This window comes from Rhodococcoides sp. S146-33 (genome assembly GCF_059489205.1).
In genome coordinates this window covers 151390-176259 of sequence record NZ_JCAJWY010000004.1, presented here as the reverse complement: position 1 = coordinate 176259, position 24870 = coordinate 151390, and the positions used below count along the sequence as shown (strand labels likewise).

Below are 24870 nucleotides of genomic sequence, written 5' to 3'. Positions count from 1 at the left end.
GTGTTGCCATGCGCAGCGCGAGCAAGTTCGAAGAAGCAAGGGGTAGCCCTCCGATGGCAACGTACGCGATCGTCAAGACCGGCGGAAAGCAGTACAAGGTCGCTGTTGGTGACCTCGTCAAGGTCGAGAAGATCGAGGGAGCGCCCGGCACTGCTGTCTCGCTTGCTCCGGTCCTCGTCGTAGACGGATCCGACCTGACCACAGATGCAGACAAGCTGGCGAAGATCTCGGTCGCCAGTGAGATCGTCGAGCACACCAAGGGCCCGAAGATCCGCATCCACAAGTTCAAGAACAAGACCGGATACCACAAGCGTCAGGGACACAGGCAGAAGCTGACTGTCCTCAAGGTCACCGGCATCAAGTAACCAGGTCTCACCGGACCCGAGTTCTTTTCAGCTGATTCACCCCGAGGAGGGTATGCAACATGGCACATAAGAAGGGTGCATCAAGCTCCCGTAACGGTCGCGACTCGAACGCACAGCGCCTCGGCGTCAAGCGCTTCGGCGGCCAGACCGTCGGCGCAGGCGAGATCCTGGTCCGTCAGCGCGGCACGCACTTCCACCCCGGCGTCAACGTCGGCCGTGGCGGCGACGACACCCTGTTCGCACTCGCTCCCGGCGCAGTCGAATTCGGTGCCAAGCGCGGACGCAAGACCGTGAACATCGTTCCGGTCGCTGTAGAGGCCTAGTCCTTCTGCAGCGCTCGCGCTGGTAGGTGATCGATCCGAGTTGTAACTGCTCGGTCGGACACTCACGGCGTACGTTCACAGCTCCCGATAGGGGCGGACCAGGGTCACGAGACCGGTCCGCCCCTATCGCTTTTTTCTCCTGCTTTTTCTCAGAAAGGATCGAAGACAGCTATGTCACGATTCATCGACCGCGTGGTGCTGCACGTCAGCGCCGGCAAAGGTGGCAACGGCTGCTCTTCGGTTCACCGCGAAAAGTTCAAGCCTCTCGGTGGTCCGGACGGCGGAAACGGCGGACAGGGTGGCGGTGTCATCTTCGTCGTCGACAGCAACGTCCACACTCTGCTCGACTTCCACTTCTCCAGCCATGCCAAGGCGGGCAACGGAACTCAGGGCATGGGCGGTAACCGTGAGGGTGCCAACGGCGAGGACCTGATTCTCAAGGTTCCCGACGGCACTGTGGTTCTCGACAAGAAGGGCAACGTCCTCGCCGACATGATCGGTGAGGGAACACGTTTCGACGCGGCCCCGGGCGGACGTGGTGGTCTCGGCAACGCTGCACTCGCATCCAAGGCTCGTCGGGCACCCGGTTTCGCGCTGCTCGGCGAAGAGGGCATCGAGCGCGAGCTCGTCCTCGAGCTGAAGTCCGTCGCCGATGTCGGTCTCGTCGGTTTCCCGTCGGCCGGCAAGTCGTCGCTGGTCTCGGTGCTCTCCGCAGCGAAGCCCAAGATCGCCGACTACCCCTTCACCACACTGGTACCGAATCTCGGCGTAGTTTCCAGCGGCGACACCACGTTCACCGTTGCGGACGTACCCGGATTGATTCCCGGTGCGAGTCAGGGGCGCGGTCTCGGGCTGGACTTTCTGCGACACCTTGAGCGTTGCGCCGTGCTCGCACACGTAGTCGATTGCGCAACACTGGATCCGGGTCGTGATCCGATCTCCGACGTCGACGCTCTCGAAGCCGAGTTGGCCGCATACAAGCCGGCCCTGTCCGGCGATGCCAGCCTCGGCGACCTCGCCGACCGACCCCGCATCGTCGTACTGAACAAGGCCGACATCCCAGAGGGTGCGGAACTCGCCGAGATGGTGACCGCCGAGTTCGAGTCCCGCGGCTGGCCGGTGTTCACCATCTCCGCAGTGACGCGCGCCGGCCTCAAGCCACTGACGTTCGCGTTGGCGAAGCTCGTCGAGGACTACCGCACGGCCCACCCGGCACCGGAGCCGCGTCGTCAGGTGCTGCGTCCGGTCGCTCGAAACGACGACAGCTTCAAGGTCGTCAAGGACCCGGACATCCCGGACGGCTTCATCGTTCGGGGAACGCGCCCCGAGCGGTGGGTTCGCCAGACGCAGTTCACCAACGACGAGGCCGTCGGCTACCTCGCAGACCGTCTCGCACGCCTCGGCGTCGAGGATGCGTTGATCAAGGCCGGTGCCCAACCGGGTGCCTCGGTCACCATCGGCGACGTTTCGTTCGACTGGGAGCCGCAGACTCCGGCCGGTGTCGAGATCACCATGACCGGCCGCGGCACCGATGCTCGACTCGATCAGGTCGAGCGCATCGGCGCATCCGAACGCAAGCATGCCCGCCAGGTACGTCGCGGGCTCGATACCGAACAGGAGTAGACGTGGTGTCGGTGCGTGAATCCGATTCGCCCGTAACGGCTCTCACCGATACCCGTCGCACGATTGCCGACGCCAAGCGCATCGTGGTCAAGATCGGATCCTCGGCGCTCACCAGTCTCGACACCGGTCTCGATCTGGGCAGGCTCGATCTGCTCGCCGATGCCATCGAGTCGAGGATGCGGAGCGGCACCGACGTGGTGGTCGTCTCGTCGGGTGCGATCGGTGCAGGAATGGCACCGCTGGGCCTCACCCGGCGCCCGCGTGATCTCGCAACGAAGCAGGCCGCGGCGAGCGTAGGACAGCTTGCTCTGGTCAACGCCTGGAGTTCGTCGTTCCATCGGTACGGACGCACGGTGGGGCAGGTGCTGCTGACCGCCGAGGACATCGCGCGTCGAACCAATCACCGCAATGCGCAGCGCACGTTGGATCGACTGCGCTCGCTCGGTGCGGTCGCCATCGTCAACGAGAACGACACCGTCGCCACCGCAGAGATTCGCTTCGGCGACAACGATCGCCTCGCAGCCCTGGTGGCACATCTCGTCGGTGCGGACGCACTGTTCCTGCTCTCGGACGTCGACGGGTTGTACGACGGCGATCCCCGTAAGGGTTCCGCCACGCTGATTCCGGACGTGTCGAGCCCGGAGGATCTCGATGGAGTCGTCGCCGGATCCGGGGGAGCGCTGGGTACCGGCGGAATGGCCTCCAAGCTGTCCGCTGCCCGCCTGGCGGCCGACGCGGGTGTTCCCGTGCTGCTGGCTGCGGCGTCCGACGCTGCGCACGCGCTGACGTCGTCCGAGGTGGGTACCGCATTCGCAGCTCGGCCGACGCGGTTGTCCGCTCGCAAGTTCTGGGTGCGGCATGCCGCCGATGCAGCAGGTGAACTGCACCTGGACGCAGGGGCCGTGCGAGCGGTCGTGGAGCGTCGAAGGTCTTTGCTGTCCGCCGGTGTCACGTCGGTGACGGGAGCGTTTCACGGTGGAGATGTGGTCTCGCTCGTGGACCCCGACGGCACACTGGTGGCCCGCGGGGTCGTCGCGTACGACTCGGGCGAGCTGGCCGGAATGCTCGGCCGGTCGACGGGTGAATTGGCCGCGGAGCTACAGCGGCCGGTGGTTCACGCCGACGATCTGGTTCCTGCCTGATCGAGGGTGTCGGCCAGCGCCGTTGCGGTCTCGGAGCAACCCGCATGCACTGTGAGAGAGGCGAATTCGTCGCCGCGAGTGGTCCCGCGATTGACGATGACGATCGGCTTTTCGGTCTTGAACGCGTGCCTGACGAAACGTAGGCCGGACATGACTGTCAGCGAGGAGCCGAGCACCAACAGTGCGTCACTTCGGTCCACCAGATCGTAGGCCTCGGCAACGCGCGGCTTGGGCACGCTTTCGCCGAAGTAGACGATGTCGGGTTTGAGTATGCCGGAACATATTTCGCAATCGACCATCCGGAAGTGTGCGGTCGAGGAGATGATGGCGTCGGCGTCGGGAGCGATCTCGACACCGTCGGCGGGTGCGACGGATTCGAGAAAGCCGGGATTGGCGCGATCGAGCCTTCGGGCCAGCTCGAACCGTGAGATCAACCGGTTGCAGTTCAAGCAGCGCACCCGGGCATAGACGCCGTGCAGGTCGATGACGTTCCGGCTGCCGGCCTTGGTGTGCAGCATGTCGACATTCTGGGTGATGATTCCGGTCACCACGCCTGCGTGTTCGAGCCGCGCGAGCGCTCGGTGTCCATCGTTGGGTACTGCGGCATCCATGTGCCGCCATCCGACGTGGTTGCGGGCCCAGTAGTGGCGACGAAACTCGGCGTCCCCGATGAACTGCTGGAACGTCATCGGGTTGCGGGGTGGCGACTGCGGGCCACGATAGTCGGGAATACCCGAATCGGTGGACATGCCTGCACCGCTGACCACGGTGATCGTCCTACCCCCTAGCAGTGACGTCAGTCGGTCGGTCGTCGCCGCGGACATCGGTGGCACGTTCACTTCGTCCAGAGTAGCGATCGAGTGCGTGACGGGCACCCTTGCCGACGCAAACGGCCCGCACGGACGCGGAAGCGTCGGTGCGGGCCATGTGAGGTGCCGGTGTTACGCAGGTACCTCGACGAGGGGGTACACGCCGTTCTCGTCGTGGGTCTCGTTCCCCACGACGGGAGGATTGAACACGCACAGCATGCGCATCTGGGTACGCGGCTCGACCGTGTGGCGTTCGTGTCCGTTGAGCAGGTACATCGACCCCGCACCGAGTTCGTAGGTCTCTCCGGTCTCGCGGTCGGTGAGAGTTCCCTCGCCTTCGATCAGCCAGACGGCCTCGACGTGGTTGGCGTAGTGGAAGTTGTTCACCGTGCCGGCTTGGATCGTGGTCTCGTGGAACGAGAATCCGACCTTGTCGCCGCCGAGAATGATTCTCTTGCTGCGCCAGTTGCCGTCTTCACTCGAGATGTCGCGGTCGGTACCGGTGATTTCCTCTGTGGTGCGAACGATCATGCGATGTCCTCCTTCGATATCGGTGCGTGCGAACGGGTCTCTAGGAGAGGACCTTTGCCACAGCACTTTCGATGATGTCCAGGCCGCGATCGAGTTCGTCGATCGTCGTGGTCAACGGGGGAAGAAGCTTGACAACCTCGTCCTTGGGGCCTGCGGTCTCGACGAGCAGACGCTCGTCGTAGCAGAGCTGTGACACCTTGCCGGCCAGCTCGGCGTCATCGAACGCCAGGGCTTGGACCATCCCGCGACCGCGGGTCGAGATGCCGTCGAACTTGGCGCACAGCTTGATGAATCGGTCCTGGATGTGCTCGCCCTTGGCGAGGGTTTCCTTCTCGAACTTGTCGTCGGACCAGTAGTGGTCGATGGCCGCCTTCGCCGTGACGAACGACGGGTTGAAACCACGGAAGGTGCCGTTGTGCTCACCCGGTGACCAGACGTCCAGTTCGGGCTTGAACAGCGTCAGCGCCAGAGGCATTCCGTAGCCGCCGATGGACTTGGACAGGGTGACGATGTCCGGGGTGATGCCGGCTTCCTCGAACGAGAAGAACTGGCCGGTGCGTCCGCAGCCCATCTGCACGTCGTCGACGATCAAGAGGATCTCACGTCGCGAGCACAGTTCTGCCAACGCGCGCAACCACTCCGGACGCGCGACGTTGATGCCGCCCTCGCCCTGGATGGTCTCCACGATGACCGCGGCCGGGCGGTTGAATCCGCTGCCCGAGTCGTCGAGTACACGCTCGAACCACTGGAAGTCCTCGGTGACGCCGCCGAAGTAGTTGTCGTACGGCATCGGAGTGGTGTGCACCAGCGGGATTCCGGCGCCAGCTCGCTTCATCGAGTTGCCGGTGACCGACAACGCGCCGAGTGTCATGCCGTGGAATGCGTTGGTGAAGTTGATGATCGCTTCGCGGCCGGTCACCTTGCGGGCGAGCTTGAGTGCCGCTTCGACTGTGTTGGCACCCGTCGGTCCGGGGAACTGGACCTTGTAGTCGAGACCGCGGGGATCGAGGATGTTCTTCTTGAACGACTCGAGGAACTCCCGCTTCGCCACGGTTGACATGTCGAGCCCATGGGTGATGCCGTCGCTGGTGATGTAGTCGACCAACGCGCTCTTGATCATGTCGTTGTTGTGGCCGTAGTTGAGTGCTCCTGCGCCACCGAAGAAGTCGAGGTAGTCGTTGCCGTTCTCGTCGGTGATCACCGAGTTCTTCGCGGTGGTGAACACGGCGGGCCACTGGCGGCTGTAGCTACGTACGCCGGACTCGACGGTCTCGAAGACATCGGGCTTCTCTGTTGTCACGGTGTTCTTTTCGGTCATGTTCTGCTTGTTCCTTTCGTAATTCCGCGATGCGTCGGGGCCTACTGTGTAGAGCTCTTCGGCTTCGTGGCTATCAGGGAAATCGTTGGGCGCGAACAAATCCGACTTGACGATGTCGGTGCCTCGCTTACGTGCGAGGCCGGTGAAGGTTGCGATGGACGCTTCGTTGTCCGGGCTGATCGTCGTTTCCAGATGCGTGATGCCCTGTGGTTCGAGGCGGTCGAGCAGCTCCATCAGCATGCGACCGGCAAGTCCCTTGCCACGCTGGTCCGCATCCACGGCGACCTGCCACACGAACAGTGTGCGCGGGGCGTCTTGGCGGATGTATCCGGTGACGAAACCGACTGCGCGGCCGTCGATGTCGGATACGACAGTGGTGGCCGCGAAATCACGGCACCACAACACGTACGAGTAACTGGAATTGAGATCCAGAACTCGCGAATCTCTTGCGATCTCCCAGAGCCGGACTCCGTCGGAAATCTGTGGCTTACGAAACTTCACTGCGTCCGGCGCAGTGAGCGGGGTACCTCTCAGCAATGCGGGCTTCATGGGAAATACGAACGTAACAAGGTCGCCGTGGCATATCGACTGCCCCGGGAAATCGACCCCGAAATCGGACATAATTTCCCAGGTTAACCGCCGAATGTGATGATGCTCACACAATCGGTGCCCGGCAGGCGGTACCCAGAAATGCGCGGTACAAACCTCGACTCGCCGAGTATCTCTATTTCGGCGTTGCGAGGGCGAACGGCAACACGTCCGATGCGCCCGCTGATGTCAGAGCAGCCGAGGCGCAGGTGAACGTCCACCCGGTGTCGGTCAGCAGATCGATCAACAGAATCGGCCCTGGCACGGACGATACGTCCGGAACATCCCACGAGTCCACCAGCCCGGCGACACGAAACGCTGAATTCGCGGCCGATACCGGTGGGTGACCGGGCCTGACCTGCATCACCCCGAGATCCTGTAATTTTCCGACGGTTGCCAATCGCGCGGCGATCGACCGGACCAGGAGTGGGTGGGTGGGGGAGTCGAGGGCGAGAACGGCAGCGGGCCGCTGCTTCCAGTCCCAGTTGGCCAGCACTGTGATGCAGGCCTTCTCGAGAGCTTCGGTGGCGGGGGCGTCGGGCGCGTCGAGCAGAGCCCGTAGGCGGCTACCCCAGCCCAGGTCGGTCAGTCGACCCAAGACGCGTCCCGGCTGATGCGGATCGGCGATCTTGCCCGAGAGAGACACCCCCAGCTTCTTCATGCCGCTCGGCCACTGCTTTCTCGGCTGCAGGTCGATGCCTGGCCGATCCAGCCGTGCTCTCGCCGAATCGACCGAGGCGGCGTCGACGGAAGCAGACAGATGATCACCCGTGCAGTTGTCGCACCGTCCACAACGATCGGACTCGCTGCCCGGTGCGCCGAGGTCGGGATCGTCGAGCTGCCGACGCAGGAACTCCATCCGGCACCCGTCGGTGCTCTGGTAGTCGATCATGGCTTGTTGTTCGCGGTCTCTCGCTTGTTCGAGGCGCTCGTAGCGGGCCGCGTCGTAAGTCCACTGCTCACCGGTGGCCATCCAACCGCCACGAACGCGTCTGACCGCTCCGTCGACGTCGAGGACCTTGAGGACCATCTCGAGCCTGCTGCGGTTGAGCTCGACCAGGGGCTCCAACGCCTGCGTCGACTGAGCCTTCTCGGTGTTCAAGGCATCGATGACCTGCCGCACCAAATGCTCGCGAGGGAACGCGACCGAGGCGAAGTAGCTCCAGATCTGTCGATCCTCGTGGCCGGGGAGTAGGACCACGTCTGCTCGATCCGTGGCGCGTCCGGCACGGCCGACCTGCTGGTAGTACGAGATCGGAGACGACGGAGCCCCCATGTGCACCACGAAACCGAGATCGGGCTTGTCGAACCCCATGCCGAGCGCGGACGTGGCGACGAGTGCCTTGACTCGGTTGGCGAGCAGATCACCCTCGAGCGATTCGCGTTCGGTCGGGTCCGTTTGACCGGTGTACGACGCGACGACGTGGCCCTGATCGGTCAGCAGCGCCGCGAGGTCCTTGGCCGCCGACACCGTGAGGGTGTAAATGATTCCGGACCCGGGCAGAGTCTTCAGATGGTCGCCGAGCCATGCGGCCCGTTCGGTGGCGTTGTCGATCTTCACCACCGCCATGCGCAGCGAATCCCGGGCGAGCCCGCCGCGCAGCACCAGGGTGTCACCGCCGCCGACGCCCAATTGCGCGGCGACGTCGTCGACCACACGGTCGTTTGCCGTGGCAGTGGTCGCGAGTACGGGGATACCGTCGCGCAGCTCGGCGATCAGAGTACGAATACGCCGGTAGTCCGGCCTGAAATCGTGGCCCCAGTCGGAGACGCAGTGCGCCTCGTCGACCACGACGAGGCCGGCGTCCCCGGCCAGGGACGGCAGCACCTGATCGCGGAAATCGGGGTTGTTCAAACGCTCGGGACTGACCAGCAACACGTCGAGCTCACCGGAATTGACCTGCTGGTGAATATCGTCCCATTCGGTCATGTTCCCCGAGTTGATCGTGGCTGCTCGAACGCCTGCGCGCTCAGCAGAGGCCACCTGATTACGCATCAGCGCCAGCAAAGGAGAGACGATGACCGTGGGACCCAGTCCCTGAGCGCGCAGCAGCTTCGCGGCGATGAAGTACACGGCAGACTTTCCCCAGCCTGTTCGCTGCACCACCAGGGCACGTCGCCGGTGCACCACCAGGGCCTCGATCGCCGTCCACTGGTCGTCCCGAAGCACAGCGTCGGGCCCGGCGAGCTCGCGCAGCAACCTCTCGGCGTCATCGCGCAAGTTGCCCACGGTCGCGTGCGTCGCTGTCGTCATACCGTCCATCGTGCAGCATCGGTACGACAAGGAACGGTGCTGCGTGCTCGTCGTTCGTTCCGCAGGCTCCAGTCAGGCTTGGCTGACACGCACCATGTTTCCGGCGGGATCGCGGAAGGCCGCGTCGCGCGCACCCCACGGCTGACTCGTCGGTTCCTGCAGAATCTCGGCGGTACCCGCAGCTCGGATCTTCTCGAACGCTGCGTCCAGGTCATCGGCACGAAAGAGTAAGCCCGGCATCTCGCCCTTGGCGAGCAGGGCCGCGATCTGGTCGCCGAGCTCCTGCGAGCGGCCCGCGTGCGGCTGTGACAACACGATCTCTATCTCGGGTTGATCGTTGGGAGACAACGTGATCCAGCGATAACCGTCGTTGGCGACCTCGCTCTTCACCTCGAGTCCGAGGGCGTCGCGATAGAAGGCCAAGGAGGCGTCGGGGTCATCGGTGTAGATGTGTACGTGACTCAGTGAGAGTGTCATGAAGCACAGGCTAGAACGCCCCAGCCGTCGTTGCTTCTCCGATTCTGCTCGGTTCGGTGTCGGTGTCGGTGTCGGTTGCAGCCGCGGTACGCATCGGCCGGCCCAGAATCATGGCTCGGCAACTCGGCACCGCTCGACTGTCGCGGTGATCACGGGCGCGGTATGCACTGGGCGTCTCGCCGACGATCTCGGTGAACCGTGAACTGAACGAACCGAGGCTGGTACATCCCACCGCGAAGCACGCTTCGGTGACGGTCACATCTCCGCGGCGCAGCAGGGCCTTTGCGCGCTCGATTCTTCGGGTCATCAGATGGGCATAAGGCGTCTCGCCGTACGCCTCGCGGAAGCGGCGGCTGAAGTGCGCGGTGGACATCAGTGCGGTCCGGGCGAGGGTCGGCACGTCGAGAGGTTCGGCGAAGTCGCGGTCCATCCGATCACGTGCGCGGCGCAACAGTCGGAGTTCGTTCACGTCCGGAGCGTTCATCGAGACGCCGCATCGCGGAGTGCGTCTATCTCCGCCCGGGTGCCCGAGGATGCGCTCGCCCCGGGTCGCGTGGCCGCGAAAGAGCCTGCAGTGGTTGCCCATTCGACTGCCGCACGTGGTCCGGCGGACCACGATGCAGCGAGCGCCCCGGCGAACGCATCTCCGGCACCGGTGGTGTCGACTGCCTCGATCCGTGGTGCCGACACCTCGAACGATTCGGATCCGCGGTACCGAGCACCCTTGGCTCCCAGCGTGGTGACCACCTGTTTCACCTCGCCCGCTCGGTGTCCGATTCGGGCTTCCTCGGCCTCGTTGACCACGAGGATGTCGGTGGCTGCCACCAGGGCATCGGGTAAGACCTGTACCGGTGAGGGATTGAGCATCGTGATCACACCGCGAGAGTGCGCGTACTCGAATGCGGCGACCACGGTATCGATGGGAATCTCCAACTGGCACAGTAGGATATCCGCGCCGGCGATGGCGGCGCGGTCGTCGTCGGTGAGGTCGCGCACGGTGCTGTTGGCGCCAGCGACGACGACGATGTTGTTCTCGGCGTGGTCGTCGACGGTGATGGCGGCGATGCCACTCGAACCTGCAGCCGTACGCACTGCAGTGTCGTCGATCCCTGCGGCCGTGAGCGTGTGGCGCAGCGTCACTCCGAATTCGTCGTCGCCGACGGCTCCGAGGAAGATGACCGACGATCCGGCTTTCGCGGCAGCTATGGCCTGATTGGCCCCTTTACCGCCCGGGGTGGTGGTGAAGGACGTCCCCATCACGGTCTCGCCCGGATCGGGCAGGGACGGAGTGCGCGTGATCAGATCCATGTTGATGCTGCCGAGAACGACGATGCGCGGGTTCGAGGCGGACACGAACGAACTGTATCGCTCCACGAGCCCGGGTCGATGGAAATACTAATTGCAGATTGTTGACAATCGGAAACGCGTGCGTGACGATGGCTGACATGACAGCGTCGACTCGTACCCACCTCAGCCCGGCACTCAAGCAGGCGACCCCGATTGTCGTCGATCACGGAAAGGGCAGCTGGATCATCGGTACGGACGGGCGCAAGTACCTCGACTTCACCACGGGAATCGGTGTCACCAGCACCGGACACTGCCATCCGCGCGTGGTGGAGGCCGCGCGCGAGCAGGTGGGCAAGATCATCCATGCGCAGTACACGACCGTCATGCACCAACCGCTACTGGAGTTGACCGACAAGCTCGGCGAGGTATTGCCGGCCGGGCTCGACAGCGTGTTCTACGCCAACTCCGGCTCCGAGGCCGTCGAGGCGTCGATTCGATTGGCGCGCATGGCAACCGGCCGGCCCAACATCATCGCCTTCCATGGGGGATTTCACGGACGCACGGTGGCGGCCGCATCGTTGACCACCGCTGGAACCAAATTCCGCTCCGGTTTCTCGCCGATCATGGGCGGAGTGCACATCGCGCCGTTCCCGTACGCGTTTCGGTACGGCTGGGACATCGAGACCGCAGTGGCCTTCGCGCTCAAGGAACTCGACTACCTGTTGATGACGATGTCGAGCCCCGCCGACACCGCCGCGTTCATCATCGAACCGGTTCTCGGTGACGGTGGTTACCTGCCCACGCCGCCGGAATTCCTCGAGGGACTGCGCGAACGCGCCGACACCCACGGCATCGTCCTCATCGTCGACGAGGTGCAAGCAGGTGTGGGGCGTACCGGAAAGTTCTGGGGGCACCAGCACTCGTCGATCACGCCGGACATCGTCATCACCGCAAAAGGGCTCGCCAGCGGATTTCCGATCTCTGCGATCGCGGCATCGACCGAGCTGATGAGCAAGGCGTGGCCGGGTTCTCAGGGCGGAACCTACGGTGGCAATGCCGTCGCCGCCGCGGCCGGCGTCGCCACCCTCGACGTCGTGCGCGACGAGGGTCTCGTCGCCAATGCCGCCGTGCAGGGCAAGGTTCTGCTCGACGGCCTGCTCGCACTGAAGGCCGAGCACTCGGCCATCGGTGACGCACGTGGACTCGGCCTGATGCAGGCGCTCGAATTCGTCGACAGCGCAGGCAATCCCGACGCTGCCGCCGCCCTCCGTGTCCAGCAAGGCGCGATCGACGAAGGGCTGCTGCTGCTCACCTGCGGTGCGCTCGGTAACGTGGTCCGGATCATTCCTGCGCTGATCGTGAACGACGACGAGATGCGGCAGGGTATCGACGCGCTGTCGCGAACGCTGAAGAACGTGCTGTGACGTCTGCGCCCATCCGATCCGATGTCCCCGCACTCGTGCATCGAGTGCGGGAGACGGGGATCGATATCGACGACTCGTCTCGGCGCGTGGCCGAGTATTCCTACGACGCCTCCAACTACCGAATTCCGCCTGCAGCGGTCGTGTTCCCTCGCAGCGCCGACGAGGTGTCCACCGTGGTGTCACTGTGCACCGAGGCCGGAGTCGCTGTGATCGGCCGCGGCGGCGGAACGTCGATGGCGGGCAACGCCATCGGCCGCGGAATCGTGCTCGACTTCTCCCGTCACATGAATCGGGTGATCTCGGTCGACACGGATTCACGGACCGCCGTCGTGGAACCGGGCATCGTGATATCGGAGTTGCAGCGTGAGCTCGTGGCACGCACGTCGGGGGCCTTCACGTTTGCCCCCGACCCGTCCAGCAAGACACGCGCCACGGTGGGCGGTGCAGTCGGTAACGACGCATGCGGTAATCACTCGGTTCGCTACGGTCGTACCTCGGACCACACGGTGGCGATGGACGTGGTGACAGCCGAGGGGCATCTATTGCGGGTCACCCGCAGTGGCGTGTCGGCCGTCGATACCGAAGACGCAGCAGCAGTCATTGCGGCCGAACGCATTTCGGACGAGCTGCGCGCACTTGCGGCCGACAATCTGGCGCTGTTCAGGGTCGAGTTGGGACGCATTCCGCGGCAGGTCTCCGGATTTCATCTGTCGCATCTACTGCCCGAGAACGGGTTCGACGTCGCGCGTGCGCTCGTCGGGAGTGAGGGCACCTGTGCGGTGATCGTCTCGGTCACCGTCACGGTCGTGCCCGTACCGCCCGCCGCGTTGCTGCTCTGCCTCGGCTACCAGGACGTGGTCGCAGCTGCCGCCGACGTCATGTCGATTCTGGAATTCTCGCCGGCTGCGGTGGAGGGGATCGACGACAACATCGCGCGGACGATGGAGCATCGGCGCGGACCGGACTCCGTGCGAGGCTTGCCGGCGGGCAATGCCTGGCTGTACGTCGACCTCGACGGGGCCGACGCGGCCGAGGTCGAGGACAAAGCAGCCCGATTGCTCGAGGAGCTCGGCCGGCTCGGACGACTGAAGGAGGGTCGCGTCGTCACCGACCCGGCCGATCGAACAGCGCTGTGGCGGGTACGCGAAGACGGAGCGGGCCTGGCCACCCGCCTGGCGAGCGGAGTCGAGTCCTGGGGCGGGTGGGAGGACGCCGCCGTGGCACCGGAAAACCTGTCGGCGTATCTCGCCGACCTGAATTCGCTACTGGCCGAGCACGAATTGACCGGAGTGATGTACGGACACTTCGGTGCCGGCTGCATGCACGTACGCATCACGTTCGATCAACGCACCGACGCCGGGCGCCGGGTGATGTACGACTTCCTGCGCGCCGCAGCGCGAGTCGTGGTCAAGCACGGCGGCAGCCTCTCGGGCGAACATGGCGACGGTCGGGCACGCTCGGAACTTCTGCCGGTGATGTACTCGCCGCGCATGCTCGACGCGTTCGCGCGGTTCAAGCGCATCTGGGACCCCAGCGGCATTCTCAACCCGGGATCGATCACCGAGCCCGAGCCGATGATGGACAACCTGATGCTGCAGGGTATTCCGCAGCGCGAATGGAAGACGACGTTCGATCTGCACCAGATCGGAACGCGGGAGGATCTGGATCCTTTCGTTCACGCCACCCAATCGTGTGTCGGTGTCGGCAAGTGCCGCACCACCTCCGGAGGCGTCATGTGCCCGAGCTTCCGCGCGACAGGTGACGAGAAGGATTCCACTCGTGGCCGCGCCCGGGTACTGCAGGAGATGGTGCGCAGCTCGCCGACCGTCGCCGATGGATGGGCCTCGAAGGACGTCGCAGAATCACTGGACCTGTGCCTGTCGTGCAAGGCCTGCTCGTCGGACTGCCCGGTCGGAGTGGACATGGCGACGTACAAGTCCGAGTTCCTCGATCATCACTACGCGGGGCGACTGCGGCCGCTGTCGCACTATTCGCTCGGTTGGTTGCCCCGCTGGCTGAAGGTGACGCAGCGAACGGCACCGCTGCTCAACCGTCTGCTCACCCCGCGCATCGCGGCTCTGGCGGCTCGACTCGGTGGGCTGACCACCGAGCGGCCTTTGCCGCGCTTCGCGTCGGCAAAGGAACTGGCTCACGAAATACGGATCGGCGGAAGCCGCGCCGATGACGTGGTGTTGGTCGTCGACACGTTCACACAGGGATTTCGCCCTGAGGTCGCAGGTGCGGCGCAGCGCGTGCTCGAGGATTCCGGCCGCAGCACCGAATGTCGTACCGACGTGTGTTGTGGTCTGACCTGGATTTCGACGGGTCAGTTGAAGGCCGCCCGCAAGCACCTCACGAAAGCCGTTGCTGAGCTCGACGACGGTACCGATCGGCCGATCGTCGTCACCGAACCGAGTTGCGCGGCGGCATTCCGTAAGGACATGCCCGAGTTGGTACCGACGGCTGCCGCGAAAAGGGTTGCGGCGCGGGTACAGAGCTTCGCGGGAGCGGTGATCGATCAGGCCGCGGCGGGGTGGGTGCCCTCGGCCGAAGTTCCTGCGTCGGTGACGGTCCAGACCCACTGCCACGAATACGCCGTGTTCGGCAACGCGACCCAACGCAACGCTCTGGCCTCCGTCGGTGTCGAGGCAGTGCGGGAAGCCACCGGATGCTGCGGAGTGGCAGGCAATTTCGGCTTCGAGAGAAGCCACTACGAGCTCAGTATGAAGGTCGCCGAACAGGCTCTCGCACCGGCTGTTCGTGCCACCGAGCCCGACGATCCGATTCTGACGGACGGATTCAGCTGCCACATGCAGGTGCGACAACTCACGGGTGAGTTGACCGGTGATGCGTCCGTACATCTGGCTCAGATACTCGATCCACGTTCGACGAAAGGACCGCGGCAATGACGACCAGTCTCACTCGACCTTCCATCACGGCCCCCACCGACCTGTTCATCGGAGGTGCCTGGACAGCCGCAGCCTCGGCTGCCAGGTTCGATGTGATAGACCCCGCCACCGGTGACGTGATCGCCACGGTGGCCGACGGTGGCATCGCCGAAGCCGAGGATGCGATGGCTGCGGCGGTCGATGCCGCTGCGGAGTGGGCCGCCACTGCGCCCCGTGCACGCAGTGAAATCTTGCGTAAGGCCTACGAATTGATCATGGCGCGGTCGGAGGAACTCGCCGCGATCATCACCGCGGAAATGGGGAAACCGCTGGCCGATGCACGCGGTGAGGTGGCCTACGGCGCGGAGTTCTTCCGGTGGTTCTCCGAGGAGGCCGTGCGTATCTCGGGTGATCACACCCTCACCGGAGACGGCAAGAACCGCATTGTGGTCACTCGTGCACCGGTGGGACCGTGCATCCTCGTCACCCCGTGGAACTTCCCGCTGGCCATGGGGACTCGGAAGATCGGCCCGGCGTTGGCGGCAGGCTGCACCGTGGTGTTCAAGCCGGCCGAGCAGACGCCGCTGACAGCGCTGGCGCTGGCGGGGATCCTGCACGACGCGGGTGTCCCGGCGGGCGTCGTCAACGTCGTGACCACCACCGATGCGGCGGGTGTCGTGGGCTCCTGGATGAGCTGCGGTGCGGCCCGCAAGATCAGCTTCACCGGATCGACTGCGGTGGGCAAAATTCTGCTCGAGCAAGCTGCATCGACGGTGATGCGCACCTCGATGGAGCTCGGCGGCAACGCACCCTTCATCGTCATGGACGACGCAGATCTCTCACGCGCCGTGGACGGAGCAATGGTTGCGAAGATGCGCAACATGGGCGAGGCCTGCACCGCAGCCAATCGATTCTTCGTACACCGCAGTGTCGCAGCACAGTTCGCGGACACGCTCGCCGAGCGCATGGGTGCGTTGACAGTGGGGGCAGGCAGTGCACACGGCACGCAGGTGGGGCCGCTGATCGACGACGCGGGTCGCTCGAAGGTGCAGAGACTCGTCGACGACGCCCTCGGTCGTGGCGCGCGTGCGATCGTCGGGGGAGCGGCACCGGACGGGCCCGGCTACTTCTACCCGCCGACAGTGCTCACGGACGTCGACTCGAACTCGGATCTGATGTCGCAGGAAATCTTCGGGCCGGTGGCGGCGATCGTGCCGTTCGACACCGAGGACGAGGTGATCGCCCTCGCGAACGACACCGAATGGGGACTTGTCGGATACATCTTCACTCAGGACATCGATCGGGCGCTACGGATGGGGGAGAGGCTCGAGGTGGGCATGGCCGGTCTCAACACCGGTCTGGTCTCCAACCCGGCGGCACCGTTCGGTGGCGTCAAACAGTCCGGACTCGGCCGCGAGGGCGGAAAAGTCGGAATAGACGAATTCCTGGAGTACAAATACTTTGCCATTCCCCGAGGCTGAGAGGCTTTCGATCATGCCCAGTTCGAGAAGACTGACGCCCATCGACGCACGCAACACGTCGATGGTGATTGCCGACCAGATTCGCGATCGCATCATCGATGGCTCCTATGCCCCGGGGGAGCAGATCAACGAGGCCAACGTAGCCGCCGAACTCGAAATTTCTCGGGGGCCGGTGCGTGAGGCACTGCAGCGTCTCAATCAAGAGGGTTTGCTGGTCAGCTACCGTAACCGGGGCGTATTCGTCGTCGAACTGAGCAGTGACGACGTCACCGAGATCTACGAGTCCCGTGCGGCGATCGAGGTCGGTGCTGCGTGGACGTTGGTCCACGGTGATCGCGACCGGCTGATCACCGCCGCCGACGAGCTCTCGGCCATCGTGATGCAGATGCAACCGTTCATCGATCGGGCGGACTGGCGAGGTCTGGCCGAACGAGACCTCGCATTTCATACCGCCCTGGTCGCAGCGACGCGCAACAGCCGCATGTCACGGATGTACGCCACCCTCGCCGCGGAGGCGCGTATCTGTATGGCCAACCTCGAAACCGCGTACTACCGGCCCGAGGCGTTGGTGGAGGAACATCAACTGATCGTCGATCTTCTTCTCGGATCCGATTGGGACGCACTGGAAAAGGGCGTACACGAGCACATGGACACCGCCATCCACGACTTGACCCGGGCGATGGTGGAGGAGCATGCCGAACACTCGGCTCTGGCCACTCCGGGATAGACCGCTCGGCGCGCAACACAGCATTTACATCTGAAGTCTTGCGTACCTCTGGCGTCAGCGCCTAGCCTGATTGTCAACAATCTACTAAATCTCCATCATCGAAGGGGGTGCCCGTGAACGACTCATCAGACTCCGCCTACGTCACCGCAATCGGACCCGAAGACACCGATGGACCGGCCGCTCCCGGTCTGGCGCGGTACCCCGATGTACCGAACAGCACGCCGATCACGTTCACCGACGAGGAGTACGCCGCTCGGCTCGCTGCAGTCCGAGAGCGGATGGCAGCGCAGAACCTCACGGCGCTCATAGTCACCGATCCCGCGAACCTCTATTACCTGCTCGGCTACAACGCGCTCTCGTTCTACACCCCGCAGATGCTGTACGTCCCGCTCGAGGGCGACATGTATTTCTTCGCCCGCGAAATGGACGCCAACGGCGCGTTTCGCACGTCGTGGCTGCCGCAGGATCGGACGTTCGGCTACCCCGAAACGTTCGTGCAGCGCAAGGACACTCACCCGTTCGTATGGGTTGCTGCGAAGCTGCGCGAACTGGGACTGGTGAACAACTTCGAGCACGGCCAGGTGGGTCTGGAAATGGACTCGTACTATTTCAGTCCCAAGGCATTCGAGGCTCTGGTGAAGTCGCTGCCCGAATACCGATTCACCGACTCCTACGAGCTCATCAACTGGGTGCGAGTGGTCAAGTCACCCGCGGAGATTGCCCTGATGCGCGGTGCTGCACAGGTGTGTGAATCGGCGATGTCGGCTGCCTACCAGGCTATCTCGGTGGGTGAGCGGCAATGCGACGCGGCCGCGGCCATCATGAACGCACAGGTACGGGGCACTGCGGACTTCGGCGGCGATCATCCTGCCATCGTGCCGATGCTGCCCACCGGTGCCGGCGCCGACACCCCGCACCTGACGTGGTCGCATCAACCCTTCGTGCGGGGCGAGACCACCGTTGTCGAACTGGCCGGAGTGTTTCGGCGCTACCACATTCCGATGGCACGCACGATTGTGCTCGGAAAGCCAAGTCCACGTTTGGATTACCTTGCCAAGTCCACCGGGGAAGCATTGAACGACGTGCTCGCAACCGTGCAGGCAGGCGTCACTGCCACGGAGCTGGCGCAGGTGTGGAACACCAGCCTGGCCAAGCACGGACTGCACAAACCGTCACGCATCGGTTACTCGATCGGCATCGCCTACGCACCCGACTGGGGTGAGCGCACCGTGAGCCTGCGGACCGACGACGAGACGGTGCTCGCCGAGAACATGACGTTCCACATCATCGGCGGAATGTGGATGGACGACTACGGATACGAGGTATCCGAGGCCGTTCGCGTCACCGAGACCGGCCTCGAAACCTTCACCGCGTACCCCCGAGAACTACTGACGAAGGAGTGAGCATGACCGCATCTACTCAAGGTCGTTCCGCAGGCTCCACTCCTGCCGCACAAGGTCGTTCCGCAGGCTCCACTCCTGCCGCACAAGGTCGTTCCGCAGGCTCCACTCCTGCCAGCATTCCCTGGGCCCTGCGAACCGACAAGCTGGTGGGATCGGTGATCGATTCGTCGACATCGCTCCTCGCTGCGCAGAAACACGACATCGTGCGCTTCGCGATGGGATCTCCTGCCGCCGAGACGGTTCCGGCTGCTGCGTTCACCGAGATCGCCGGCAGCGTGCTCACCGCGGACGCATTCGACTACGGTGCCACCGAGGGTGACCCGGGCCTGCTCGACGCGTTGCTCGCGTACCTGGAGTCGGTGGGCGAGCCCACGTCCGAAGAGCGAGTGGTGATCACGTCGGGCGGGATGCAAGGCCTCGACATCGCGTGCAAGTTGTTCGTCGATCCGGGCGACCTGGTGATCGTCGAAAGCCCCACGTACACCAATGGAACCGCCACCGTACTCAGTTACGGAGGCGACATCCTCGAGGCCCCGATGGACAGTAACGGTCTCATCGTCGAGGCATTGCCCGAGCTCGTCGAGCGCGCCGGGCGGTTGCCGAAGATGATCTACGTGATCCCCAACTTCCAGAACCCGTCCGGGGTGACCCTGTCGCTCGAGCGTCGTCAGCTGCTCATCGAGCTGGCGCACAAGTGGGGATCGGTGATCCTCGACGACGATCCCTACGGTCTGCTCCGATTCTCGGGTGAGTCGATCCCCAGTTTCGGCACACTCAGTCCCGACGATCCGTTGATCTTCTCCGTACGCACGTTCTCGAAGATGATCGCGCCCGGCCTACGGGTGGGTTGGGTGGACGCCGCCCCCGAGGCGCGGCAGCTGATCGTCAACGCCAAGCAGGCCATGGACACGTGCACGAACCTGCCGGCCCAGCGGATGGTGGCCGAGTACATCCGGCGCGGACTGCTCGACGAGCATCTTCGGTCGTTGGCCTCGGTGTATCTGCCACGCAAGATCGCGATGCAGAACAGCATCGACAAACACTTCGGCGACTCGATGTCGACGACCGACCCCGAGGGTGGGTTCTTTCTCTGGGCGACGCTGCGTGGCAACGATGTCGATTTCTCTACTCAGGACTTGTTCGAGACGGCGCTGGCAGAAGGAGTGGCCTACATTCCGGGACCGGCATTGTCTGTGGGCGGAAAATTTCACGATTCGTTGCGGCTGTGCTTCGCCTCGTCGACTCCCGAACGTATCGACGAGGGAATCAGGAGACTGGCGGTGGCAGTGGAGAAGTCCAAGCACCTGCTCGCCTCCGACCCGACTCGATGACGGTCACGAGTTCCGAACGTGCCCTTCTGGATTCGATCGATGAGTCGGACATCATCGGTTTGACAACCGCTTTGATCGATGCGGGCGGTGAGAATCCCGGGGATACCGAGGAGAAGACCGCAAAAGTCCTTGCCGAACACTGTCGCGCACTGGGTTTCGATGTTCGGACGGTCGAGGTCGCTCCTGGTCGGCCCAATGTTTTCGTGTCCATCGGATCCGACGAGCGGCCCGGGGCGCTGTTCGTGGGCCATTCCGACGTGGTCCCCGCTGGTACGGGCTGGACCACCGATCCCTTTTCCACCGTGGTTCGGGACGGCCGCATCGTCGGCCGCGGGTCCTGCGACATGAAGGGCGGCCTGGCCGCGGTGGTGGCGGCCATGACCGCTGTGCTGCGTTCCGGTCTCGCGGACGAGTACCCCATGACGTTGGCGTGCCTGGTCGACGAGGAGGACACCGGACTCGGTATCCGAGCGTTCGTCGCCGAACCGCAGCACCGCACGTACAGCTGTTGCGTGGTGGCGGAGCCAACGGATCTGGTCACCATCTACGGATGCCGAGGAGCAGCGAACCTGGAGATCGAGGTTCGGGGCCGATCCGCGCACGCGGGGCAACCGCGCAACGGCGCAAACGCCATCTCGGCCGCAGCACGCATCATCGACATCATCGACGGCTCCCAGGCCGAGCTCGACGCGAACCCCGACCCCGAACTGGGGCCGGCCACCTGGAATGTGGGGACGATAGCGGGAGGTACGGGCACGTCGATGGTCGCCGACCGGTGTGTCGTCACCGTCGACCGCCGTCTCCTACCGGGCGAGAGCGCCGCGGGCGTCGTCGGCGATCTGCGATCACGCATCGAATCAGCGGGACTCATCGGGTCCGGTATCGATGTCGAGATCGGTATCGCGATGGAGATGCCGGGCTTTCTGACCAGCATCGACGACGGATTGGTCACTACCGCAGTGCAATCGGTCATCGACAACGGATCCATAACGAATGGTCATTCCGCAGGCTCCAATCCTGTGCTCGATGGTCATTCCGCAGGCTCCAATCCTGTGCGTTTCACTGACATCTGGACCGCATCGTGCGATGGTGGTTTTGTGGCACAGCAGATGGGAATACCCACCGTCGTGCTCGGTCCGGGGGAGATCGAAAAACAGGCGCATCGACCGGACGAGTCCGTGGCCGTGCGGCAATTGACCGACAGCGCAAGGGCGTACGCGTTGATCGCCACCAGAATTGCTGCACTACCAGGACTTTAGCGCTGCACGAGGGGGTTGGCCGAACCGTACGTTCTGCATCGCCGTAATGTCGAATGCTGCGAAGTACCACACCGACGCTCCACTTTGTCCACAAAAGCGAGAGGTATTTCGACCGTGACCGAAAATTCAGGGTCGGCAGCATCGCCGACCGGATATCCCCCCAGTACCGACACCCTGAGCCCGGACGAGACCAAAATTCTCCACCGCGCCATCGGCGGATCGGCACTCGGCAACGCAGTCGAGTGGTTCGATTACGCGGTGTACGGCTATCTCGCCGTCTACATTGCCGCCAATTTCTTCCCGTCCGAGGACGGGGGAGCGAGCCTGCTCTCCACCTTCGCTGTGCTGGCCGCGTCGTTCATCATTCGTCCCATCGGCGGCATCGTGCTCGGCCCACTCGGCGACCGCATCGGTCGTCAGAAGGTCCTCGTACTGACCGTCTCGATGATGACGTTGGCCACGGCGGCGATCGGTGTGCTGCCGACATTCGACACCATCGGCATCGCCGCACCGTTGCTTCTGCTCGTCTGCCGTTTGGTGCAGGGCTTCTCCACCGGTGGTGAATACGGCGGCGCAGCAGTGTTCATGGCCGAGTACGCGCCCGACAAGCGGCGCGGATTCTTCGGATCGTTCCTCGAATTCGGCACCCTCGCAGGCACGGTGGGCGGCGCAACGCTGTGCACCCTGCTCAACGTCGGGCTCGGCGACGAGACCATGGAGGCCTGGGGCTGGCGAATTCCGTTCCTGGTGACGCTGCCGTTGGGCATCGTTGCGCTGTGGCTGCGGACCCGGCTGGAAGATTCTCCGGTCTTCGCCGAAGCGAAGGAGGAGGGAGGCACGGTCGACGAGGGGGCAGGCGGAGCCGTCACCTCGCTCAAGGCCACCATGACGTACTGGCAGCGGATCCTGATCCTGATGGGATTCGTGCTGCTGCTCAACATCGCTTACTACACGGTGCTGACGTTCTTGCCCTCGTACCTGAGCGACACGTTGGGGCACAGCACTACTCAGTCCAACTTCACCCTCGTGGCCATCATGATCATCATGATGTTGATCATCAACCCCATCGGCGCTCTGTCCGACCGGGTGGGCCGAAAGCCGTTGCTTCTGGTCGCGTGCGTGGGGTACTTCGTCTTCAGCGTTCCGCTGTTCCTGTTGATCATCAACACCGGTCTGATCGGCCAGAGCATCGGCTTGCTCGGTCTCGGGGTGTTGCTGGTCATCATGTGCTCCTGCGTGTCGTCGACACTGCCCGCACTGTTCCCCACTCAGGTGCGCTACGGAGCGTTCGCAATCGGATACAACGTGTCGACAGCGCTCTTCGGTGGCACGGCACCGTTGATCCTGACGTTCCTGATCGACCGAACCGGTTCCAACCTGGTCCCGGGTTGGTACATGATGATCGCCGCCGCCATCGCGTTCGTGCCGATCCTGTTGATGCCCGAGACGGCAGGACGATCACTGCGCGGAACCCAGTGCCCAGGTGACAACGACGACGAGGTTGCCGCATCCGGCGTCGAACTCGTCGGCTACAAGAAATAGCAGTGGCACCGACTCTCGTCGTTCTGCATGCCGGCGACCTTCCCGACGGACTCGAGTCCGTCGAGGAGGTCGCCGTTGTCAGATATGCCACGGCGGACACGCTTGCGGATGCGGTCGACGGTGCCGACGCGTTGCTGCTGTGGGATTTCTTCTCACCTGCAGTCCGATCCGCCTGGCCGCGGTGCGGTTCGTTGAAGTGGATCCACATCGCCGCTGCCGGCGTGGACTCGTTGATGTTCGACGAGTTGGTGGAATCCGATGTGGTCGTGACCAATTCGCGTGGCGTATTCGATCGACCGATCGCAGAATTCGTACTGGCTCAGATCCTCGCGTTCGCCAAGGATTCCGAACGCTCACGTGCACTGCAGCATTCGAAGATCTGGCAACACCGCGAGACCGAACGTATCGACGGCGCGCACGCGATGATCGTGGGCACCGGAGCGATCGGTCGTGCCATTGCAACTCTGCTGAGTGCGGTGGGGATGTCGGTCTCGGGCGTGGGTCGAACTGCACGAGAAGGCGACCGAGATTTCGGCACCGTGTACGCCAGTGATGATCTGGCGGACCAGGTAGCGCGGGTCGACTATCTGGTTCTGGTTGCCCCGTTGACCGAACAGACGAGGGGTCTGGTCGACGATTCGGTGTTGGCCGCGATGAAGCCCGGCGCGCGGGTGATCAACGTGGGCCGCGGTGAGCTGCTCGATACCGAGGCACTGCTGAAGCATCTCGGCACCGGCCACATTGCCGGTGCCGCGCTGGACGTGTTCGAGACCGAGCCGCTCTCGGCCGACCATCCGTTGTGGACGACCGAGAACGTGATTCTCACGCCGCACATGAGCGGCGACGCGTCGGGGTGGAAGCAGCAACTCGCAAAGGTGTTCGCCGACAACGCGCGTCGATACTTTCGGGGCGAACCCTTGATCAACGTCGTGGACAAGAAGTTGGGATTCGTGGCGTGAGACCTCAGTAGGCGCGCTCGTATTGCGGTGCCACGGCCGGAGTCATCTCCACACCGAGTTCGCGGGCAGCGCGCCGCGGCCAGTACGGATCACGCAGCAGCTCGCGCGCCAGCAGCACGGCTGTCGCCTCGCCCAGCGAGACGATGTCCTCCGCCTGCTTGGGTTCGGTGATCATGCCGACCGCAGCGGCGGGCATCGTGGTCTCGTTCTGGGTACGCCGTGCGAACGGAACCTGGTAGCCGGGACCGACCGGGATCTTGGCGTGCACGTTTCCTCCGGTGGAGGTATCGACCAGATCCACCCCGTGTTCGGTGAGGATCTGCGACAGGGCGACCGTCTGGTCTGCCGTCCAGCTCGGAGATTCCAATTCGGCTGTGCGGTCCTCGTTCTCGGGCTCGTCCAGCCAGTCCGTCGCGGACAGACGGACGAACACCGGAAGCTCGGCCGGCCACACCTCACGGACTGCGTCGACCACCTCGATTAGCAGCCGCGTGCGGCCCGCGAAGTCGCCGCCGTACGCGTCGGTACGAGTGTTGCTGGCGGGCGAGAGAAATTGGTGCAACAGGTAACCGTGCGCACCGTGAATCTCGGCCACCTTGAATCCGGCCTTCAGTGCGCGCTGCGCCGCAGAGCGAAAGTCGTCGACGATCTTCGCGATGTCGTCGCCGGTTGCCTCGCGGGGCGTCGCGTAATCGCCGAAGGCGATCGCGCTCGGACCGATGGTCTCCCAGCTGCGGGGATCGTCGGCGGGCAGCGACTTGCCGCCGAGCCAGGGAGCAGCTGTGGAAGCTTTCCGGCCCGCGTGTGCCAGCTGGATGCCCGGAACGCTCCCGAAGGACGCGATCTCGGCGACGATCTCGGCCAGTGCGTCTGCCTGTGTGTCGTTCCAGATGCCGAGGTCCGATGGACTGATGCGACCCTCAGGGCTGACTGCAGTGGCTTCGGTGATGATCAGGCCGGCACCGCCGATCGCACGGCTCACCAGATGAGTGCGATGCCAGTCGCCGGCGGCACCGACGTGCTCGCCCGCGTCGTCGGCCGAGTACTGGCACATCGGTGCCATCCATACCCGGTTGGGGAAGGTGACCTCGCGCAGGGTCAGAGGCTCGAACAAGGCACTCACAGGTGTTCCTCCGGTC

21 protein-coding genes and 1 pseudogene are annotated in these 24870 nt (G+C 64.1%); 13 read left to right on the top strand and 9 right to left on the bottom strand.

Features of this window, described 5'->3' with window-relative positions; translation table 11 throughout:
- The first annotated feature begins 53 nt into the window (after positions 1–53).
- The 4 genes from rplU (at position 54) to proB (ending at position 3453) form a co-directional block, all read left to right on the top strand.
- A complete protein-coding gene (rplU, locus tag AC5WEY_RS18675) occupies positions 54–365 on the top strand; it encodes a 50S ribosomal protein L21 (RefSeq protein WP_027497555.1) in 312 nt (103 codons plus the stop codon).
- A gap of 59 nt (positions 366–424) precedes the next feature.
- A complete protein-coding gene (rpmA, locus tag AC5WEY_RS18670) occupies positions 425–688 on the top strand; it encodes a 50S ribosomal protein L27 (protein WP_032379202.1) in 264 nt (87 codons plus the stop codon).
- 171 nt (positions 689–859) lie between these two features.
- The gene (obgE, locus tag AC5WEY_RS18665) at positions 860–2311 is read left to right on the top strand and encodes a GTPase ObgE (RefSeq protein WP_032368196.1); all 1452 of its coding nucleotides are present in this window, start codon (positions 860–862) and stop codon (positions 2309–2311) included.
- 2 nt (positions 2312–2313) lie between these two features.
- Positions 2314–3453, top strand: coding sequence for a glutamate 5-kinase (gene proB, locus AC5WEY_RS18660; protein WP_495647020.1), 1140 nt, complete (start codon positions 2314–2316; stop codon positions 3451–3453).
- Here the strand turns inward: proB and AC5WEY_RS18655 are convergent.
- The 8 genes and pseudogenes from AC5WEY_RS18655 to AC5WEY_RS18620 form a co-directional block, all read right to left on the bottom strand.
- Complete coding sequence (locus AC5WEY_RS18655) at positions 3426–4277, bottom strand: Sir2 family NAD-dependent protein deacetylase (RefSeq protein WP_495647168.1); 852 nt, start codon at positions 4275–4277, stop codon at positions 3426–3428. The genes proB and AC5WEY_RS18655 overlap by 28 nt on opposite strands.
- A gap of 117 nt (positions 4278–4394) precedes the next feature.
- Complete coding sequence (locus tag AC5WEY_RS18650) at positions 4395–4793, bottom strand: ectoine synthase (protein ID WP_057479883.1); 399 nt, start codon at positions 4791–4793, stop codon at positions 4395–4397.
- A 40-nt stretch (positions 4794–4833) separates the two neighbouring features.
- Positions 4834–6111, bottom strand: coding sequence for a diaminobutyrate--2-oxoglutarate transaminase (gene ectB / locus AC5WEY_RS18645; protein WP_057479961.1), 1278 nt, complete (start codon positions 6109–6111; stop codon positions 4834–4836).
- Positions 6112–6159: 48 nt separating this feature from the next.
- A pseudogene (gene ectA / locus AC5WEY_RS18640) lies at positions 6160–6660 on the bottom strand (diaminobutyrate acetyltransferase); the annotation flags it as partial.
- Positions 6661–6835: 175 nt separating this feature from the next.
- Complete coding sequence (locus tag AC5WEY_RS18635) at positions 6836–8953, bottom strand: RecQ family ATP-dependent DNA helicase (RefSeq protein ID WP_495647019.1); 2118 nt, start codon at positions 8951–8953, stop codon at positions 6836–6838.
- Positions 8954–9025: 72 nt separating this feature from the next.
- A complete protein-coding gene (locus AC5WEY_RS18630) occupies positions 9026–9430 on the bottom strand; it encodes a VOC family protein (RefSeq protein ID WP_057479884.1) in 405 nt (134 codons plus the stop codon).
- 10 nt (positions 9431–9440) lie between these two features.
- Entirely contained in the window at positions 9441–9914 is a 474-nt protein-coding gene (locus tag AC5WEY_RS18625; RefSeq protein ID WP_495647018.1) for a helix-turn-helix transcriptional regulator, read from the bottom strand.
- Positions 9911–10738 carry a ribokinase gene (locus tag AC5WEY_RS18620; RefSeq protein ID WP_495647167.1) on the bottom strand — a complete coding sequence of 276 codons (828 nt, stop codon included), beginning with the start codon at positions 10736–10738 and terminating at the stop codon, positions 9911–9913. The genes AC5WEY_RS18625 and AC5WEY_RS18620 overlap by 4 nt, the downstream gene beginning before the upstream one ends.
- A 137-nt stretch (positions 10739–10875) precedes the next feature.
- Between AC5WEY_RS18620 and AC5WEY_RS18615 the strand changes: the two genes are divergently transcribed.
- The 9 genes from AC5WEY_RS18615 (at position 10876) to AC5WEY_RS18575 (ending at position 23731) form a co-directional block, all read left to right on the top strand.
- A complete protein-coding gene (locus AC5WEY_RS18615) occupies positions 10876–12141 on the top strand; it encodes an aspartate aminotransferase family protein (protein ID WP_057479886.1) in 1266 nt (421 codons plus the stop codon).
- Positions 12138–15050, top strand: coding sequence for an FAD-binding and (Fe-S)-binding domain-containing protein (locus AC5WEY_RS18610; RefSeq protein WP_495647017.1), 2913 nt, complete (start codon positions 12138–12140; stop codon positions 15048–15050). The genes AC5WEY_RS18615 and AC5WEY_RS18610 overlap by 4 nt, the downstream gene beginning before the upstream one ends.
- Positions 15047–16510 (top strand): NAD-dependent succinate-semialdehyde dehydrogenase, encoded by a 1464-nt coding sequence (locus AC5WEY_RS18605; RefSeq protein ID WP_495647016.1) that lies wholly within the window; start codon positions 15047–15049, stop codon positions 16508–16510. The genes AC5WEY_RS18610 and AC5WEY_RS18605 overlap by 4 nt, the downstream gene beginning before the upstream one ends.
- A 13-nt stretch (positions 16511–16523) precedes the next feature.
- Positions 16524–17237, top strand: coding sequence for a GntR family transcriptional regulator (locus AC5WEY_RS18600; RefSeq protein WP_235581861.1), 714 nt, complete (start codon positions 16524–16526; stop codon positions 17235–17237).
- 224 nt (positions 17238–17461) lie between these two features.
- The gene (locus AC5WEY_RS18595; RefSeq protein WP_495647166.1) at positions 17462–18640 is read left to right on the top strand and encodes a M24 family metallopeptidase; all 1179 of its coding nucleotides are present in this window, start codon (positions 17462–17464) and stop codon (positions 18638–18640) included.
- Positions 18641–18642: 2 nt separating this feature from the next.
- Complete coding sequence (locus AC5WEY_RS18590; protein WP_495647015.1) at positions 18643–19971, top strand: aminotransferase-like domain-containing protein; 1329 nt, start codon at positions 18643–18645, stop codon at positions 19969–19971.
- Positions 19968–21230 carry a M20 family metallopeptidase gene (locus AC5WEY_RS18585; RefSeq protein ID WP_495647014.1) on the top strand — a complete coding sequence of 421 codons (1263 nt, stop codon included), beginning with the start codon at positions 19968–19970 and terminating at the stop codon, positions 21228–21230. The genes AC5WEY_RS18590 and AC5WEY_RS18585 overlap by 4 nt, the downstream gene beginning before the upstream one ends.
- Before the next feature lie 114 nt (positions 21231–21344).
- Positions 21345–22772 carry an MFS transporter gene (locus AC5WEY_RS18580; RefSeq protein WP_235581862.1) on the top strand — a complete coding sequence of 476 codons (1428 nt, stop codon included), beginning with the start codon at positions 21345–21347 and terminating at the stop codon, positions 22770–22772.
- A gap of 2 nt (positions 22773–22774) precedes the next feature.
- Positions 22775–23731 carry a D-2-hydroxyacid dehydrogenase gene (locus AC5WEY_RS18575; protein ID WP_057479890.1) on the top strand — a complete coding sequence of 319 codons (957 nt, stop codon included), beginning with the start codon at positions 22775–22777 and terminating at the stop codon, positions 23729–23731.
- 4 nt (positions 23732–23735) lie between these two features.
- Here the strand turns inward: AC5WEY_RS18575 and AC5WEY_RS18570 are convergent, their stop codons facing one another.
- Positions 23736–24854, bottom strand: a complete 1119-nt coding sequence (locus tag AC5WEY_RS18570; RefSeq protein ID WP_495647013.1) for an NADH:flavin oxidoreductase/NADH oxidase — start codon at positions 24852–24854, stop codon at positions 23736–23738.
- Positions 24855–24870: the final 16 nt, after the last annotated feature.

What these genes read in the sequence shown, in the direction of transcription:
- AC5WEY_RS18605 (WP_495647016.1), top strand. Translation starts at nt 15,047, where the DNA reads ATGACGACCAGTCTCACTCGACCTTCCATCACGGCCCCCACCGACCTG.
- AC5WEY_RS18600 (WP_235581861.1), top strand. Translation starts at nt 16,524, where the DNA reads ATGCCCAGTTCGAGAAGACTGACGCCCATCGACGCACGCAACACGTCG.
- AC5WEY_RS18620 (WP_495647167.1), bottom strand. Translation starts at nt 10,738, where the DNA reads ATGGATCTGATCACGCGCACTCCGTCCCTGCCCGATCCGGGCGAGACC.
- AC5WEY_RS18650 (WP_057479883.1), bottom strand. Translation starts at nt 4,793, where the DNA reads ATGATCGTTCGCACCACAGAGGAAATCACCGGTACCGACCGCGACATC.
- obgE (WP_032368196.1), top strand. Translation starts at nt 860, where the DNA reads ATGTCACGATTCATCGACCGCGTGGTGCTGCACGTCAGCGCCGGCAAA.
- AC5WEY_RS18590 (WP_495647015.1), top strand. Translation starts at nt 18,643, where the DNA reads ATGACCGCATCTACTCAAGGTCGTTCCGCAGGCTCCACTCCTGCCGCA.
- AC5WEY_RS18655 (WP_495647168.1), bottom strand. Translation starts at nt 4,277, where the DNA reads ATGTCCGCGGCGACGACCGACCGACTGACGTCACTGCTAGGGGGTAGG.
- AC5WEY_RS18585 (WP_495647014.1), top strand. Translation starts at nt 19,968, where the DNA reads ATGACGGTCACGAGTTCCGAACGTGCCCTTCTGGATTCGATCGATGAG.
- rpmA (WP_032379202.1), top strand. Translation starts at nt 425, where the DNA reads ATGGCACATAAGAAGGGTGCATCAAGCTCCCGTAACGGTCGCGACTCG.
- ectB (WP_057479961.1), bottom strand. Translation starts at nt 6,111, where the DNA reads ATGACCGAAAAGAACACCGTGACAACAGAGAAGCCCGATGTCTTCGAG.
- AC5WEY_RS18635 (WP_495647019.1), bottom strand. Translation starts at nt 8,953, where the DNA reads ATGACGACAGCGACGCACGCGACCGTGGGCAACTTGCGCGATGACGCC.
- AC5WEY_RS18625 (WP_495647018.1), bottom strand. Translation starts at nt 9,914, where the DNA reads ATGAACGCTCCGGACGTGAACGAACTCCGACTGTTGCGCCGCGCACGT.
- AC5WEY_RS18615 (WP_057479886.1), top strand. Translation starts at nt 10,876, where the DNA reads ATGACAGCGTCGACTCGTACCCACCTCAGCCCGGCACTCAAGCAGGCG.
- AC5WEY_RS18630 (WP_057479884.1), bottom strand. Translation starts at nt 9,430, where the DNA reads ATGACACTCTCACTGAGTCACGTACACATCTACACCGATGACCCCGAC.
- rplU (WP_027497555.1), top strand. Translation starts at nt 54, where the DNA reads ATGGCAACGTACGCGATCGTCAAGACCGGCGGAAAGCAGTACAAGGTC.